A 16491-nucleotide genomic window follows, 5' to 3' on the forward strand; every position below is an offset into this window, starting at 1 on the left:
AAACTGCTAACCTGCCTACCAGCGGAGTGGATTTGACATTCTCGAGCCCACCGAGCCGCAAATCCGGGAAAGCGAATGTCAAACCCCAAACTCCACTGGAAGCATATATTTGCTAGTGGTCCTTTGATTCTAACATTCGCAAAGGTGCCCGCTGACAAGGGAAGCGAATGTTAGAATTGCACCACTAGCCCCCTTTTACCGACAACTCGAAGAGGCCCGTCATGCTGGACAAGAGCCCGCGATCCGCCGTCAACGTCCCCAACGACCTTGCCGCGCACTGGATGCCATTTACCGCCAACCGCGCGTTCAAAAAGGCGCCGCGACTGCTCTCCGGCGCCAAGGATATGCACTACTTCACCGTCGACGGCCGTAAAATTCTCGACGGCGCTGCCGGCATGTGGTGCAGCAACGCCGGTCACGGCCGTACCCAGATCGCGCAAGCCATCGCCAAGCAGGCCGAAACGCTGGACTATTCGCCGCCGTTCCAGTTCGGCATCCCGCAGGCTTTCGAACTTGCAAGCCGCATCGCCGATCTTGCGCCGAAAGGCCTCGATCATGTGTTCTTCTGCAATTCCGGATCGGAAGCGGCCGATACCGCACTCAAGATCGCGCTCGCCTATCACCAGATCTCCGGCCAGGGCGGTCGCCTCCGCCTGATCGGTCGCGAGCGCGGCTATCACGGCGTCGGTTTCGGCGGTACCTCGGTCGGCGGCATGGGCAACAACCGCAAGCTGTTCGGAACGCTGCTTACCGGCGTCGATCATCTGCCGACGACCTATGACCGCGAGAAGCAGGCCTTTTCGCGTGGCGAGCCGGAATACGGTGCTCATTTTGCCGACGCGCTGGAGAACCTGGTCAACCTGCACGGCGCCAACACCATTGCCGCCGTCATCGTCGAACCGATGGCCGGGTCGACGGGCGTGCTGCCGGCGCCGAAGGGCTATCTCAAGCGGTTGCGCGAGATCACCCAGAAGCACGGCATCCTCCTGATCTTTGACGAGGTCATCACCGGCTTCGGTCGGTTGGGCTACGCCTTTGCGGCCGAGCGTTATGGCGTGCTGCCGGACATGATCACCTTCGCCAAGGGCGTCACCAATGGCGCCGCGCCAATGGGCGGCGTACTCGTGCGGGATACCATCCACGACGCCTTCATGAACGGCCCGGAGCACGCGATCGAGTTGACCCACGGCTATACCTATTCAGCCCATCCCCTGGCCTGCGCCGCGGGCCTTGCCACGCTCGACATCTATCGCGACGAAAAGCTGTTCGAGCACGCGCGCGGGCTCGAGCCGAAATGGACCGACGCGATCTTCTCGCTCAAGAACGAGCCGAACGTCGTGGACATTCGCACCGTCGGCCTGACCGCGGGGATCGACCTTGCCCCGCGCCCCGATCAACCGGGCAAGCGCGGGTTCGATGCGCTCAACAGCGCTTTTTTCGATAACGATCTGATGCTACGGATCGCCGGCGACACCCTTGCGCTGACCCCGCCCTTGATCGTCAGCGAGGCCCAGATCGGTGAGATCGTCGAGAAGGTCGCCAAAGTGATCCGCTCGGTCGCCTGAAGCAGGTTCCTCCCTCGACACGGATCGCGGCTCCCGCCTCGGGGCCGCGGTTCCGTTTTAGACGGCGCCAAGAAGACTGGCCTATCGAATCAACATTAGTGGTATTGTTGCAGGGCTCGAGGCGCGCGGCGGAGCAGAACGGCGAAGTCGGCTCGCCCGGCCAAGAAGCACCAGTGTCCCGGTTCTATCATTCGTATCGTATCGCGGCAGGCACTTTTACGAATGTCAAAAACCAAAAGGATACCGGCAACCATATGATTTTGGTGGGTTTGACTCTGACGTTCCTTCGAAGAACTCGCGGCGGCAATGGAAGGAACGTCGGCGTCGCCACACCGATGTTCCGAGGGGCTTTACGCGCAACATGATCCGTATTTCCACGATCTTTATCGCCATTTGCATGGTGCTGGTTGCCGCCTCGCTCGGCCTAGTTCTCTACTCGGTCGCCGGATTAGACGCCATGGAGTCGGCGATTGCAGCGCTGACCGCGCTGACCTTTCTCATTCTTTACAACGCGGTATCGATGCGGCTGCGCGACCGGACCGACGTCGGCGGCCAGATCGCGGACCTGTCGCGCGGCACGGCGGACCTCGCGCGCCAGGTCGCCGAATTCGGCAGGCGGCTGACGGCGGTCGAGGGGAAGCTTGGATCGCTCAACCACGCGGGGGCGGACCGCATCCAGGCGGTGGTTGGGGAGATCAACGAACTTGGCGGGCTCGTCAAGCAACTCGCGGTCTCGGTCGCTAGCCATGAAGATCTGTTGTCGACGAACGCGGCCGCCGCGTCGCCCGTGAGCCGTTCGGGGCATTCAACGCCCAATGAACAGCCGTCCTTCGCCGCCGAGCCTCCGAAACTGGTCGTGGCGCCGTCGCCTGTTGTCTCGGTAGTCGGGTCCGAGCCCACGGCCGAGCGCAACGAGGTGCAGACGCTGGCGGCGGTCAAGGCCGCGATCGAACAAAACCGGCTCGACATCTATCTGCAACCGATGGTCACACTGCCGCAGCGCAAGGTGCGCTTCTACGAGGCCGTCACGCGCATCCGCGACGAGAATGACCGGCTGCTTGCTGCCGAAGAGTTCATGCCTTTCGTGGAAGCCGCAGGATTGGTCGGGCGCATCGACCACACCATGATGCTTCGCTGCGTCCAGGTGCTGCGCCGCCTGATGGTCCGAAACAAGGAGGTCGGCCTATTCTGCAATATGGCGGGCGCCACGCTGCGCGACTCCACCACCTTCACGCCCTGTCTGGACTTCCTCGAGGCCAATCGCGCGCTGGCGCCGTCTCTTGTGATCGAGTTCAAGCAGGCGACGTTTCGTAACCTCGGTGCTGCCGAGGGAGAGCATCTGGCGGCGCTTGCGCAGCGCGGGTACCGTTTTTCCATCGACCATGTCACCGATCTCAGGATCGAACCGCGCGAACTCGCCGATCGGGGTGTCCGCTTCATCAAGGTGCCGGCCGCACTGCTGCTCGATCCGAAGGCCTCTTCGTCATCCGACATCCACCCCTCGGATCTCTCCGACCTTCTTGGCCGGTTCGGCATCGATCTGATCGCCGAACGGATCGAGGGCGAGCGTGCGGTCGTCGATTTGCTCGATTTCGACGTCAGGTTTGGACAGGGTTTTCTGTTCGCGCCGCCGCGGCCGTTGCGCCCCGAGGGCGCCTCGGCGACGGAAGGTGCTTCCGCTGGCAAGGCCGGGGAATCGGAGGGTGCAGGATCGAACGGCGCCGTACGGATGGATCCGTCGATGATCGAGGCACCGGCGCGAGTGACGGGAAATGCCGCGCTGGCACGGCGCGCGGCTGGCCCGAACTAGTGCGTAGTTTCCGAAGTTCATAACATGACGACGCTGAAATTTGCCGAGAGGCTGCGCGATCTCGTCGCCGAGGTTGACGTGCTGCTGAGTGATATCTGGGGCGTCGTGCATAACGGCCTCGTCGCATTCGACGATGCCTGCGAGGCGCTTCAGAACTTTCGCGGCCAGGGCGGCACCGTGATCCTGATCACCAATGCGCCGCGGCCGGCGGATTCAGTGCAGCGCCAACTGCGCAAACTCCACGTCGCCGACGAAACCTACGACGCCATCGTCAGTTCGGGCGATTTGGCGCGAAACTTCGTCGCCGCTCATCCCGGCCAGAAGATGTTCTGGGTCGGCCCCGAGCGCGACAGCTCGATCTATCGCGGCCTCGAAGCGGGGCTCGTGCCCCTGGAACAAGCCGACTACATCGTCTGCACCGGCCTGTTCGATGATGAAACCGAATCGGCGGAAAACTACCGCCCGATGCTGTTGAAGGCGCGCGAACGCAAGTTGACGCTGGTGTGTGCCAATCCCGACATTGTGGTCGAGCGCGGCGACCGGCTGATCTATTGCGCGGGCGCGATCGCCGAGCTTTATCGCGAACTCGGCGGCGAGGTGATTTTCTACGGCAAACCACACCGGCCGATCTACGAACGCGCCTTGAGGCTTGCGGCCGAGCGGCGCGGGGGTGAGGTCCCGCTCAAGCGTGTGCTCGCGATCGGCGATTCCGTAAGGACCGATCTTGCCGGCGCCCATGGCTTTGGCATCGACTGCCTGTTCGTGACCCGCGGCATCCACTCCGAGGAGTTCGAAGGTCTCGATCAGCTCGAGCCCGCTTCCATCAGGGAATTGTTCGGCCATCCGCCTCGCGCGCTGATGCGGGAGCTGAGGTGGTGAGGCAGCACGTTCCAGACGAAAATGCCCGGCATCGAGGCCGGGCATCGAAAACTCAAACGTTGCTTGATGATCAAGCGTTCGCCAGATCCGGGAACACCGCCTCGATCTTGGTTTTCAGCGTGGCGGCATTGAACGGCTTGACGATGTAGTTGTTCACGCCCGCCTTCTTCGCAGCAATCACGTTCTCGGTCTTTGACTCGGCCGTGATCATGATGAACGGCGTAGTTGCGAGGTTGGGGTCGGCCCGTACCTCCCGCAGCAGGTCGTAGCCGGTCATCGGCTCCATGTTCCAGTCCGAGATGACGAGGCCGTATTTCTTGGTGCGCATCTTGTTGAGCGCGGCCGATCCATCGCTGGCATCGTCGATATTCTCGAAACCGAGCTGCTTGAGGAGATTTCTGATGATGCGAATCATGGTGCTGTAGTCATCCACCACCAGAACCGACATCGATAGATCGATCGCCATCTTCAAATCCCCTGGGCAACAAACGAACGCTGCTCGGCCAAACGACATGCCCGCAGTCGAGCCCAACGACTACCATCAGCCATTAAACAGCCCGTTAACCCGTGCCTGTTCCGGAGGATTATCGGCCTCCAAATGGCCCCTCACACCCGGCTTGACTTCGCGCTCTGCCCCAAGCCACGGTCCGTCGGACCCGTGGGACAAGACTTAGTAAATGACCTCCAATTTTACCGTGATCCGCGATAGCGATGCCCCGGCCTCCACTCCCAAGGGAATGGTGGTGGCGATGGGCAACTTCGATGGTGTTCACCTCGGGCACCGCGCCGTTATAGCTGCTGCTCTGCGCATGGGCCGGGCCCACGGAAAACCGGCCTTCGCGCTGACTTTTGAACCCCATCCACGCCGCTATTTCAGCCCCAATACCCCCCAGTTCCGCCTCACCGACGAGGCCGCCAAGCTGCGGCTCCTCGCGGGCACCGGCCTTTCGGGCGCCGTGGTTATGACATTCGACAGGCGACGTGCCGAGACGACGGCACAAGACTTCATTCACCATGATCTGATCGAGCGGCTCGGAATCAGCGGCGTCGCGGTCGGTTATGACTTTCATTTCGGCAAGGGCCGCGTCGGCTCGCCGGCCCTGTTGGTGGCAGAAGCGCCACGGCTCGGTATCGAGGTCGACGTCCAGGCCCATGTCGACATCGCCGAACGGCCGGTGTCTTCCAGTGCGATCCGCGAGGCGCTTGCCGAGGGACAGATCAACGAGGCCACCGCAATGCTTGGCGGCCCCTGGTTTATCAGCGGCGAAGTCATCCACGGCGAGAAACGTGGCCGCCACCTCGGCTTTCCGACCGCAAATATCAGACTCGACAAGAATTGCGGCCTCAAGCACGGCATCTATGCAGTCCGGGTCGGCCTGGGCGAGGCGCGCTTCGACGCCGTCGCGAGCTTCGGCCGCCGCCCGACCTTCGATAATGGCGCGCCGCTGCTCGAAGTTTTCCTGTTCGATTTCAAGGGCGATCTTTATGGCCGCCGCCTGGACGTCGCCTTCATCGCCTTCCTGCGCGAAGAATTGAAGTTCGATGCCATCGACGCCCTGATCCGCCAGATGGACGACGATTCGGCCCGCGCCCGCGAGCGTCTGGCAGCTGCGCCTGACGCGTTCCCTGGATTGGGGGTTGTGGGCTGATTTTTTAAGGCGCTCAGCAGGGCTTTGCGATTTCACTGCCCCCTGCTATAGAAAGCCCATGTTGACGCGGCGCACCATCGGCATTAGCGGCCCGGCTTCCGCTTGAGCTTCAAAGGCTCGGCGAGAAGACCGGGATTTCTCGTGCATCCGCCCAAGATCATCCGCTGAAGACACCAGCCGCGTTCCAGAGCCCCATGTCCCAAAAGCCGCAAAAGTCCGATAGCACAGACTATTCGAAGACCCTGTTCCTGCCGCAGACGGAATTCCCGATGCGCGCGGGCCTGCCCCAGCGCGAGCCGGAAATCCTCAAGAGCTGGAACAGAATGGGCCTTTACGAGCGCCTGCGCGAGAACTCGGCAGGCCGGCCGAAATTCGTCCTCCATGACGGGCCGCCCTATGCCAACGGCAACATCCATATCGGGCATGCGCTCAACAAGACCCTCAAGGACGTTGTGACCAAGAGCCAGCAGATGCTGGGCTTCGATTCCAACTATGTGCCGGGCTGGGACTGTCACGGCCTGCCGATCGAATGGAAGATCGAGGAAGAGAACTACCGCTCCAAGGGCAAGGCGAAGCCGGACTTCCGCGACTCCGCGGCGATGGTGGCATTTCGAAAAGAATGCCGCGCCTACGCCACGCATTGGCTCGACGTGCAGCGCGAGGAGTTCAAGCGGCTCGGCATCATCGGCGACTGGGACCATCCCTACGCGACCATGAGCTATCCGGCCGAAGCGCAGATCGCGCGCGAGCTGATGAAGTTTGCCAGTAACGGCACGCTCTATCGCGGCTCGAAACCCGTGATGTGGAGCGTAGTGGAGAAAACCGCGCTCGCCGAAGCCGAGGTCGAATACGAGGACCACACCTCGGATACGGTGTGGGTGAAATTTCCGGTCAACTCGCCCGCCTACGGGGCGCTCGCCGGTGCCAGCATCGTGATCTGGACCACGACGCCCTGGACGCTGCCGGGCAACCGGGCCATCAGCTTCTCGCCAAAAATCGCCTATGGCCTTTACAAGGTCACCGATGCCCCGGCCGACAACTGGACCAGGAACGGCGATCTCCTGATTTTGGCAGATGCGCTGGCCGAGAGCGTTTTCAAGCAGGCGCGCGTCACGTCGTATGAAAAGGTGCGGGACATCCCCGGTGATACCCTGGACGTGGTGGAATGCGCGCATCCGCTTAAGGGGCTCGATGGCAGCTACCAGTTCGTGGTGCCACTGCTTCCCGGCGATCACGTCACCGAGGACACCGGTACCGGTTTCGTCCACACCGCGCCCGGCCATGGCCGCGAAGACTTCGACGTCTGGACCGCGAATGCGCGCGAGCTGGAAGCGCGCGGCATCAGCACCGCGATCCCCTATACCGTTGACGAGAACGGCGCGCTGACGGCGCAAGCGCCCGGCTTCACCGGAACGCGCGTGCTGACCGACAAGGGCGAAAAGGGCGATGCCAACGAGGCTGTGATCAAGGCGCTGATCGGCGCCGGCATGCTGCTGGCGCGCGGACGCCTCAAGCACCAGTACCCGCATTCCTGGCGCTCGAAGAAGCCGGTGATCTTCCGCAACACGCCGCAATGGTTCATCGCGATGGACAAGGACATCGCTGAGAATGGCAAGGCGAGGCCTGGCGATACCTTGCGCGCCCGGGCGCTGCATGCGATCTCGGTCACGCAATGGGTGCCGCCGGCGGGGCAAAACCGCATCAATGGCATGATCGTCAACCGGCCGGACTGGGTGATCTCGCGCCAGCGCGCCTGGGGTGTGCCGATTGCGGTATTCGTGCGCGAGAAGGGCGACGGCTCGGCGGAAATCCTGCAAGACGACATCGTCAATCAAAGGATCTGCGAGGCCTTCACGGAAGAAGGCGCCGATGCCTGGTATCGCGACGGTGCCCGCGAGCGCTTCCTCGGACCGCGAGCGGGCGAAGACTGGAAAAAAGTCGACGATATTCTCGACGTCTGGTTCGACTCCGGATCGACCCACGCCTTTGTGCTGGAAGACCGTCAGAATTTTCCTACGCTCGGCCAGATCGTCCGCAAGATCGATGGCGGCAATGATACCGTGATGTATCTGGAAGGCTCGGACCAGCATCGCGGCTGGTTCCATTCTTCGCTGCTCGAAAGCGCCGGTACCCGCGGGCGCGCGCCTTATGACGTGGTGCTGACCCACGGCTTCACGCTCGACGAGAACGGCCGCAAGATGTCCAAGTCGCTCGGCAATACCGTCGAGCCGCAAAAGGTGATCGCGCAATCCGGCGCAGACATTCTGCGGCTTTGGGTCTGCGCCACCGACTATGCCGACGACCAGCGCATCGGTCCCGAAATCCTCAAAAACACCATCGAGACCTACCGCAAGCTGCGCAACACCATTCGCTGGATGCTCGGCACGCTGCATCATTTCAGGCCGGGCGATGCGGTTGCGCATGCCGACATGCCTGAGCTCGAGCGGCTGATGCTGCATCGCTTGAGCGAGATCGACGCCGTCGTCCGCGAGGCTTATGCGGCATTCGACTACAAGACGGTCGTTGCCTCGCTTACGCATTTCATGAACACCGATTTGTCGGCGTTCTATTTCGACATCCGCAAGGATGCCCTGTACTGCGATCCGCCCTCGTCGTCGACGCGCAAGGCCGCGCTGACCACGGTCAACATCCTGTGTGATGCCATCCTGAAATGGTTGGCGCCGATCATCAGCTTTACGGCCGACGAGGCCTGGTTCATGTACGGACAGGAAGAATCGCCCTCCGTGCATCTGCTCACCTTTCCGGACAACCTCGCCGGCTTCCGCGACGATACCCTCGCTGCGAAATGGGAGATCGTCCGCGATGTACGGCGCGTGGTGACCGGCGCGCTGGAGCTCGAGCGGGCCGCGAAAAATATCGGCTCCTCGCTCGAGGCCTCCCCGCTGGTCTATGTCTCCGACAAGGCGATCTTCGCCACGCTGTTCGATATCGACCTCGCGGAAGTCTGCATCACCTCCAACGCCATGGTCACCGACGCGGAGGCACCCGCCAGCGCCTTCCGCCTCAACGATGTGCCCAACGTCGCCGTGGTCGTTGAAAAGGCCGCGGGCAGGAAGTGCGCCCGGTCTTGGAAGATCCTGCCGACCGTCGGCGAGGACGCCGACTATCCCGATGTGTCGCCGCGTGATGCCCGCGCTTTGCGTGAGTGGAAGGCGATGGGAGTAACGCCTTGAACCTGCGCCTGCGTTACGGGGTGACCGCGGCCATTGCCACGCTCGTGCTCGATCAGGCATTGAAGTTCTGGCTGGTCCATGTGTTCGATATTGCACGCCGCGGCACGGTCAGGCTGACGCCGTTCTTCGACCTCGTCCTGGCCTGGAATCAGGGCATCAGCTTTGGCTGGTTTCAACATGATGGCCAGGCGGCTCAGATCGTCCTGATGGCGATCAAGGCGGTGGCGGTCGTGGTGCTGGCGGTCTGGATGGCCCGGTCACGCACCCTTCCGGCCACGCTCGCCCTCGGTTTTATCATCGGCGGGGCAATCGGCAACGGGATCGACCGCCTCGCCTATGGCGCCGTCGTCGATTTTGCTCTGTTTCACGTGAGGATCGGCGAAACGACCTTTAATTGGTACGTCTTTAACCTGGCTGATGTAGCCATTGTTGCCGGGGTCGCGGCCCTGTTGTATGACTCGTTTTGGGGGTCACCCGCCGCAAAAGCGCCCTGATCCGGCTAATAGTAGCCGGTCGAGGGCTAAGGCTTTGCAGGCCCTGAGCCAGGCCCAAGCGTCTGGATATTAACGCGATTTTTGGACGGGAAAGCGCGATGCACCAAACTGAAGCGAATGGTCGGATTGAGCGGATCTTGGGTCTTGCCATCCTCTCCTTGAGCCTTGGCATGGTTGTGACGACTGGCACGGCCCGTGCCGAGGACAAGGATAACCGGACCTTCTCCGAAAAGATCTCGGACGGGTTCTACGGCATGATCCGTAATACAAACATGGACAATCGCGGCATCGATTACCGCGAGCGCTCGCCCTTAGTGGTGCCGCCAACGCTCGATCTGCCGCCGCCGGTCACCCGCGCGCAGGAAGGGCAGGTCGCAGACTGGCCCAAGGACCCGGATGAGCGAGCACGCAGGGCTGTGATCGCGGCCAAGAAGAAGGAAGCACCGCCGCCTGCCCGCGTGCGCGTGACCACAGCCGGCGATCCGCAGCAACAGGCCCAGCCCATCAATATTGCGCCCCCGGTGCAAGAGGCACCCACCCCCGGCACGACTCGTCCAGCTTACGCCAGCGACCGCAACGGCACGGCTCTGACCGACCCTGTCTACGACAAGCCGGGCGATCTGTTCACAGGCGGCGCTGCGGCTCTCAGCGACTGGACCGGCCTGGATGGCATTTTCGGCGGCGGCAAGACGGTGCCGGTCGAACCGGGTACGGAGCCTGCGCGCACGGCGTTGACCCAGCCGCCCGCCGGCTATCAGACGCCGGCAACCGGTTATGACTACGGCGAAGAGAAGAAGAGCATCTGGGACGGCACGGCGAATCCGGATCGCAACCCGCTTGCGCAACGGTCGAGCGCAACCAGCGTCGTTCACTAACCGCCTGGCACTGCCGATCTGAAGTCCCTGCAGCATTAGCGGCGAATTCAATCAGGGACTTCCGATCGATAAAGCGGTACTGGAATCAAACAAGTTTGTGAGTAGCCCACGACTTTCCGAAGTTGAAGGTGGGTGCTGCGATGGAGCACGAAATTCGGAAAGTGGGCACTTGAGCTCCGACTCCAAAGTTCGCAGGCAACGGCTGCGACCTCTGATGCGAACTTTGGAATCGGAGGAACTCGGGTAACCTATTGCCTCCAGTACGGGGACCGGCCCGATTGTCGATCCTGACAGAACGCGGCCGCGCCGATGTGTGGCACCTTGGTTTTTTGCGAAGAGGATTCCTGGTGGAGTTTCGGACATTCGCCTTGAACGCCCGCAGCCAGATGGGCAGCGTGCGCGACGCCGTTCCCGCCGGACTTCCAGACCGTTCATGATCTCATCCCGGGGATTGCCCGCTTTCCTGCTCGCCGGCCTGCTCGCCGGAATTGTCATCTTCGCCACTGGCCTGCGGGCGGAGACAACGGCCCCACCTTCGGCCCCCGCCACATTTACGCTCGGCAACGGGCTCCAGGTCGTGGTGATTCCGGATCACCGCACACCGGTCGTCACGCAGATGATCTGGTACAAGGTCGGCTCCGCCGACGAGACCCCGGGCAAGTCGGGCCTCGCACACTTTCTCGAACACCTGATGTTCAAGGGAACGGCCAAGCATCCGGCAGGTGAATTTTCCGACACCGTTCAGCGGATCGGCGGCTATGAGAATGCCTTCACCTCCGCCGACTATACCGGCTATTTCCAGCGCGTGCCGCGCGAACAGCTCGGCAAGATGATGGAGTTCGAGGCCGATCGCATGACGGGGCTCGTCCTGAAGGACGAAAACGTCCTGCCCGAGCGCGACGTCGTGCTTGAGGAATTCAACATGCGGGTGGCCAATAATCCCGAAGCGCGGCTCAATGAGCAGATCATGGCCGCGCTTTACCTCAACCATCCCTATGGCCGGCCCGTAATTGGCTGGCACCAGGAGATCGAGAAACTCAATCGTGAAGACGCGCTCGCCTTCTATAAGCGTTTCTACGCACCCAACAACGCCATTCTCGTCATCGCCGGCGATGTCGATGCGGCTGAGGTTCGCCCGATGGCGGAGCGAACGTTCGGCGTGATCGCCCCGCAGCCCGCGATACCGGCCCGACGCATTCGTCCGCAAGAGCCCGAGCCGGCCGGTCCGCGGACGGTGACGCTGGCGGATCCCCGCGTCGAACAGCCCGGTCTGCGGCGATACTATCTGGTGCCGTCCGCTACCACGGCGGCAGCGGGCGAGAGCGCCGCGCTTGACGTGCTGGCGCAACTGATGGGCGGCGGCAGCAACTCCTATCTCAACCGCCGGCTGGTCGTCGACCGGCCGCTGGCCGTAAGCGCCTCCGCTGCCTATCAAGGCACCTCGCTGGACGCGACGCAGTTCGCGATTTCGGCCTCGCCGCGGCAAGGCGTGACGTTCGCGCAAATCGAGCAGGCGATCGACGATGTAATTGCGGATATCGCGGAGAACGGCGTGCGTTCCGAAGACCTCGAACGCGTCAAGACGCAGCTCATCGCCGAAACCGTCTACGCCCAGGACAACCAGGCGACGCTTGCCCGCTGGTACGGCGGAGCGTTGGCCACCGGTCTTAGCATCGAGGACGTCAGGAAATGGCCGGAGCGCATTCGCGCTGTGACCGGCGATCAGGTCCGCGAGGCCGTGCAGAAGTGGCTCGACAAGAAGCGTTCGGTGACCGGGTATATCGTCAAGGATGAAACGCCCAAGCACATGGAGAAGCGGTCGTGACCTTCCTCAAGATTGCCGCGGCGCGCTCGCTGCTGGTGCCCACTTTCCGAACTTCGTGCGTCGTCGCAGCCCCCACGTTCAAGATATTCGGAAAGTCATGGAGGCTAGGTCTATCCCTGGCGATCATGGCGATGATCCTGCCGGTGCCGTCTCAGGCCGCTGCCAGAATCCAGCACCTGATTACGCCGGGCGGCATCGAGGCCTGGTTCGTCCAGGACGCCACTGTGCCGCTGGTGGCCATGGAATTCGCCATGTATGGCGGCGCCGCGCAGGATCCGGAGGGCAAGCCCGGCGTCGGCAACATGGTCGCCGACCTCATCGACGAGGGCTCGGGCGATCTGGATTCCAGGGCTTTCCACGAACATCTCGACCGGCGCGCGATTGAACTGGCCTTCAGCGTTTCGCGGGACTATTTCCGCGGTTCCTTGCGCATGCTCAAGGACAACAAGGATGAAGCTTTCGAGCTGTTGCGAACCTCGCTGACCTCGCCGCATTTCGACAGCGCGGACGTCGAGCGCATCCGCACCCAGCTTTTGTCCGGCCTGAGACGTGAGACGACCAGCCCAGGGTCGCTTGCCAGCCGCAGGTTCCTCGAAGTCGCCTACGGCGATCACCCCTATGGGCGCCCGACCGGCGGCACGCTGGAAAGCGTTCCCACAATCACGATCGCCGACATGAGGGATTATGTCGCTCGCGTATTGACGAGGGAGCACTTGAAAATCGCCGTGGTCGGCGACATCGATGCGGCTTCGCTGGAAAAGCTGCTGGACCGGACGTTCGGCGGACTGCCGACCAAATCGAGACTGACGCCGGTGTCCGAGATCGAGGCCCGCAGGCCGCCGCGGCACGAATTCATCGCGCTCGACGTGCCGCAAACCATCGTCACCTTTGGAGGACCCGGCGTCAAGCGCAACGATCCGGATTTCATGGCTGCCTTTGTCGTCAATCATATCCTGGGCGGTGGATCGGGGTCGCGTCTTTATCGCGACGTTCGTGAGAAGCGCGGCCTTGCCTACTCGGTTTCCGATTCGCTGGCATGGATGGATCATTCGGCTCTGTTCATCGGTTCGACAGGAACGCGGGCCGACCGCGCCGGCGAAACGGTCGAAGCCATCAGCCAGGACATCCACCGGATCGCGGAGGATGGCCCGACTGCGCAGGAGCTCGACGAGGCAAAGTCCTACCTCAAGGGCTCGCGGCTGCTGGCGCTCGATACGTCGTCGAAACTCGCCGGCGCGTTGCTGCAATACCAGGTCGATCACCTTTCGATCGACTACCTGGAGCGCCGCAACGCAATGGTCGATGCGGTCACGATCGACCAGGCAAAGCGGGCTGCGCACAGGCTGTGGGATGACGGCCTGTTGACCGTCGTCGTCGGCCGCGCACCGCTCACCGCCGCCGCCCAGCCGGTATCGGCGATACCCCTGAAGGCGAATTAAGCTTTCGGCGGTCAAGCCAGGCGGGCAGAAAGCCGTTATTCTCGGCAGGTTCGATTCCAAGGACGGAATCGCTCCCTGGCGGGGTGGATTTGACATTCGCTACCTGTCGCCGGGAATCCATAATGCGAATGTCAAATCCAAAACTCCCCTCGCAATATTGCAAGTGGTCAATGGAGTCTGGCATTTGTAAGGATGCCAGCCGAACCGGGATGCACATGTTACAATCGCGACCATTGGTTCGGTGACGTCATGCTACGGATTGGCCGCGATCTCTGGGTCGACGAAAACGATCTTGATATTTCCTTTGTTCGTGCCTCCGGGCCGGGCGGACAAAACGTCAACAAACTCTCGACGGCCGCACAGCTGCGCTACGATACCCGCCGGCTTGCGTTGCCGGCCGATGCGGCCTCGCGCCTGGAGAGGCTTGCAGGGCAGCGCATGACCAAGGACGGCGTGATCGTCATTCACGCTCAGCGCTTTCGCACCCAGGAGCGCAATCGAAGCGACGCCATCGAGCGCCTGATCGAGCTGTTGCGCGAGGCGATGGCACGGCCGGCGCCGCGGCGCGCCACCCGCCCGACGCTTGCCTCGAAGCAACGCCGGCTTCAGGGCAAAAAGCGCCGCAGCGACGTCAAGGCACGGCGAGGCTCGAGGGGCTTCGACGATTAAATCGCGATAGCCTTTAGACGAACCACCATCGCGCTTGAGCTTATTGTCTGCTCACGATCTTTTCGGAAAGTCGCTACACACTTCTCCCGATCATGCGTTGAAGCAAACGGGGGACTTCTTCGCCGCCACCCTCCCCGCCCGCCGAAAAAGCCCCTAAATTGGCTGACCATCCCAGAGTTGAGCCGAATGCCCGTCCGTCAGTTGCCCGAACAGGTCGTCAACCGCATCGCCGCCGGCGAGGTGGTCGAGCGGCCGGCGAGCGTGGTCAAGGAACTGGTCGAGAACGCCATTGATGCGGGTGCGAGCCGGATCGACATTTTCACCGACGGCGGGGGCCGGCGAAAGATTGCGGTCACCGACGACGGCGGCGGCATGACCCGGACCGATCTCGCTCTGGCGGTGGAGCGTCATGCCACATCCAAGCTCGACGACGAGGATTTGCTGCGCATCCGCACGCTGGGGTTTCGCGGCGAGGCATTGCCCTCGATCGGCGCGGTGGCCAAGCTCGCCATCGCCACCCGCCACGCCAGCGAGCCCCATGCCTGGTCGCTCGCGGTGGAAGCCGGCGTGAAATCAGCGGTCGCACCCGCCGCTTTGTCGCAAGGCACCCGTGTCGAGGTCAGCGATCTTTTCTATGCAACGCCGGCGCGGCTGAAATTCCTCAAGACCGACCGCACCGAGGCTGAAGCGATCCGCGAAGTCGTCAGGCGCCTTGCGATGGCGCGACCTGATATCGCCTTTTCGCTCGCCGGAGAAGAACGCAGCCCCGTCACCTGGGCCGCCGCCTTGCCCGGCGCGCCCGGTCAGTTGACACGGCTCGGCGATATTCTCGGCGCCGACTTTCGCAACCATGCCATCGATGTTGGCGCCGAGCGCGAGGGCGTCATCGTCGAGGGATTTGCCGCGAGCCCCTCGCTGACGCGAGCGAACGCGCTCGGCCAATATCTCTTCGTCAATGGAAGGCCGGTGCGCGACAAGTTGATTCTGGGCGCCGTGCGCGCAGCTTACGCAGACTATCTGCCGCGCGACCGTCACCCGGTCGTGGCGCTGTTCGTGACGGTCGATGCCCGCGAGGTCGATGCCAACGTGCATCCAGCCAAGACTGAAGTGCGCTTCCGCAACGCCGGCCTCGTGCGCGCCCTGATCGTGCATGCGCTCAAGGAAGGTCTTGCGCGCGAGGGCAAGCGAACGGCCGCCAACGGCGGCAGCAGCGCCATCGAGGCGCTTCGTCCCTCTTTTGCGCTGCCCAGAGCGGCCGAGTGGGACTGGCGCCGGTCGCCATCCTTTCCGGTTGGACCATCGCCGGCCCTTCAAACGGCCGCTGCCATTGCGCTGGCTGAACCAGGTCAGGCGGCCTTCGATGTCGGCGGCCCCACGGCGGATGTGGGATTTCAGGATCAGCCTTCGTCCGATCTGCTGGATCGCCCGCTCGGCGCGGCGCGGACGCAGATCCACGAAACCTATATCGTCTCGCAGACCCGCGACGGCCTGGTTGTCGTCGACCAGCATGCCGCGCATGAGCGCATCGTTTATGAGAAACTGAAGGCCTCGCTCGCCAAAAATGGCGTGCAGCGGCAGATCTTGTTGATCCCCGAAATCGTGGAAATGGACGAGGCCACGGTCGAGCGCCTGCTCGAACGCAGCGAAGAGCTGGCGTCCTTCGGGCTTGCGATCGAATCCTTCGGCCCCGGCGCGGTCGCGGTGCGCGAGACGCCATCGCTGCTCGGCAAGCCCAATGCCGGTGGATTGCTGCGCGATCTCGCCGAACACATGGCTGAATGGGACGAAGCGCTGCCGCTCGAGCGGCGCCTGATGCATGTGGCCGCCACCATGGCGTGCCACGGCTCGGTTCGCGCAGGCCGCCGCCTCAAGCCGGAAGAGATGAACGCGCTCCTGCGCGAGATGGAAGACACGCCCAACTCCGGCCAATGCAACCACGGGCGGCCGACCTATGTGGAGTTGAAGCTTACCGACATCGAGAAGCTCTTCGGCCGGCGGTAGTCGTCCATGCACAAAACCATGCGTCAGCACCCGCGAAGGCGGTGATCCGGCAGGATTCAGCGCTTGCGCTGAGGAACTGGCGTACTGGATC

General features: G+C 62.7%; 12 protein-coding genes. 11 read left to right on the forward strand and 1 reads right to left on the reverse strand.

All coding sequences use genetic code 11. The features are described from left to right. The first annotated feature begins 221 nt into the window (after positions 1–221). From NEZ08_RS03050 to NEZ08_RS03060, 3 genes are all read left to right on the forward strand, one after another. Positions 222–1565 carry an aspartate aminotransferase family protein gene (locus NEZ08_RS03050; protein ID WP_298103222.1) on the forward strand — a complete coding sequence of 448 codons (1344 nt, stop codon included), beginning with the start codon at positions 222–224 and terminating at the stop codon, positions 1563–1565. A gap of 361 nt (positions 1566–1926) precedes the next feature. Next, positions 1927–3375 (forward strand): EAL domain-containing protein, encoded by a 1449-nt coding sequence (locus NEZ08_RS03055; protein WP_298103225.1) that lies wholly within the window; start codon positions 1927–1929, stop codon positions 3373–3375. A gap of 24 nt (positions 3376–3399) precedes the next feature. Then, entirely contained in the window at positions 3400–4254 is an 855-nt protein-coding gene (locus NEZ08_RS03060) for a TIGR01459 family HAD-type hydrolase (protein WP_298103227.1), read from the forward strand. Between the two features lie 70 nt (positions 4255–4324). Here NEZ08_RS03060 and NEZ08_RS03065 read toward each other — a convergent pair whose 3' ends face one another. After that, entirely contained in the window at positions 4325–4720 is a 396-nt protein-coding gene (locus NEZ08_RS03065) for a response regulator (RefSeq protein WP_298103230.1), read from the reverse strand. A 211-nt stretch (positions 4721–4931) separates the two neighbouring features. Here NEZ08_RS03065 and NEZ08_RS03070 point away from each other — a divergent pair, with 211 nt between their 5' ends. The 8 genes from NEZ08_RS03070 to mutL all read left to right on the forward strand — a co-directional run bounded on the left by NEZ08_RS03070 (position 4932) and on the right by mutL (position 16400). Beyond that, positions 4932–5903 carry a bifunctional riboflavin kinase/FAD synthetase gene (locus NEZ08_RS03070; protein WP_298103233.1) on the forward strand — a complete coding sequence of 324 codons (972 nt, stop codon included), beginning with the start codon at positions 4932–4934 and terminating at the stop codon, positions 5901–5903. Positions 5904–6097: 194 nt separating this feature from the next. Further along, complete coding sequence (ileS, locus tag NEZ08_RS03075) at positions 6098–9097, forward strand: isoleucine--tRNA ligase (protein WP_298103235.1); 3000 nt, start codon at positions 6098–6100, stop codon at positions 9095–9097. Then, complete coding sequence (gene lspA, locus NEZ08_RS03080; RefSeq protein ID WP_298103238.1) at positions 9094–9591, forward strand: signal peptidase II; 498 nt, start codon at positions 9094–9096, stop codon at positions 9589–9591. Before ileS ends, lspA begins: the two co-directional genes overlap by 4 nt. Positions 9592–9761: 170 nt before the next feature. Further along, entirely contained in the window at positions 9762–10466 is a 705-nt protein-coding gene (locus tag NEZ08_RS03085) for a hypothetical protein (RefSeq protein WP_298103240.1), read from the forward strand. Between the two features lie 433 nt (positions 10467–10899). Further along, positions 10900–12291, forward strand: coding sequence for a pitrilysin family protein (locus NEZ08_RS03090; protein ID WP_298103243.1), 1392 nt, complete (start codon positions 10900–10902; stop codon positions 12289–12291). A 125-nt stretch (positions 12292–12416) separates the two neighbouring features. After that, on the forward strand, positions 12417–13730 hold the full coding sequence (locus NEZ08_RS03095; protein WP_298103482.1) for a pitrilysin family protein: 1314 nt from the start codon (positions 12417–12419) through the stop codon (positions 13728–13730). 249 nt (positions 13731–13979) lie between these two features. Then, positions 13980–14399, forward strand: a complete 420-nt coding sequence (gene arfB, locus NEZ08_RS03100) for an alternative ribosome rescue aminoacyl-tRNA hydrolase ArfB (protein WP_298103246.1) — start codon at positions 13980–13982, stop codon at positions 14397–14399. Positions 14400–14585: 186 nt separating this feature from the next. Beyond that, positions 14586–16400 carry a DNA mismatch repair endonuclease MutL gene (mutL, locus tag NEZ08_RS03105; RefSeq protein ID WP_298103249.1) on the forward strand — a complete coding sequence of 605 codons (1815 nt, stop codon included), beginning with the start codon at positions 14586–14588 and terminating at the stop codon, positions 16398–16400. The last annotated feature ends 91 nt before the right edge of the window (positions 16401–16491 follow it).

The organism is Bradyrhizobium sp., assembly GCF_027451485.1.
Taxonomy (GTDB): Bacteria; Pseudomonadota; Alphaproteobacteria; order Rhizobiales; family Xanthobacteraceae; genus Bradyrhizobium.

Excerpts from the sequence above, each read along its gene's own strand:
- mutL (WP_298103249.1), top strand. The coding sequence starts at position 14,586 with ATGCCCGTCCGTCAGTTGCCCGAACAGGTCGTCAACCGCATCGCCGCC.
- NEZ08_RS03085 (WP_298103240.1), top strand. The coding sequence starts at position 9,762 with ATGGTTGTGACGACTGGCACGGCCCGTGCCGAGGACAAGGATAACCGG.
- NEZ08_RS03060 (WP_298103227.1), top strand. The coding sequence starts at position 3,400 with ATGACGACGCTGAAATTTGCCGAGAGGCTGCGCGATCTCGTCGCCGAG.
- NEZ08_RS03065 (WP_298103230.1), bottom strand. The coding sequence starts at position 4,720 with ATGGCGATCGATCTATCGATGTCGGTTCTGGTGGTGGATGACTACAGC.
- arfB (WP_298103246.1), top strand. The coding sequence starts at position 13,980 with ATGCTACGGATTGGCCGCGATCTCTGGGTCGACGAAAACGATCTTGAT.
- NEZ08_RS03050 (WP_298103222.1), top strand. The coding sequence starts at position 222 with ATGCTGGACAAGAGCCCGCGATCCGCCGTCAACGTCCCCAACGACCTT.
- NEZ08_RS03055 (WP_298103225.1), top strand. The coding sequence starts at position 1,927 with ATGATCCGTATTTCCACGATCTTTATCGCCATTTGCATGGTGCTGGTT.
- NEZ08_RS03095 (WP_298103482.1), top strand. The coding sequence starts at position 12,417 with ATGGCGATGATCCTGCCGGTGCCGTCTCAGGCCGCTGCCAGAATCCAG.
- ileS (WP_298103235.1), top strand. The coding sequence starts at position 6,098 with ATGTCCCAAAAGCCGCAAAAGTCCGATAGCACAGACTATTCGAAGACC.
- NEZ08_RS03090 (WP_298103243.1), top strand. The coding sequence starts at position 10,900 with ATGATCTCATCCCGGGGATTGCCCGCTTTCCTGCTCGCCGGCCTGCTC.
- NEZ08_RS03070 (WP_298103233.1), top strand. The coding sequence starts at position 4,932 with ATGACCTCCAATTTTACCGTGATCCGCGATAGCGATGCCCCGGCCTCC.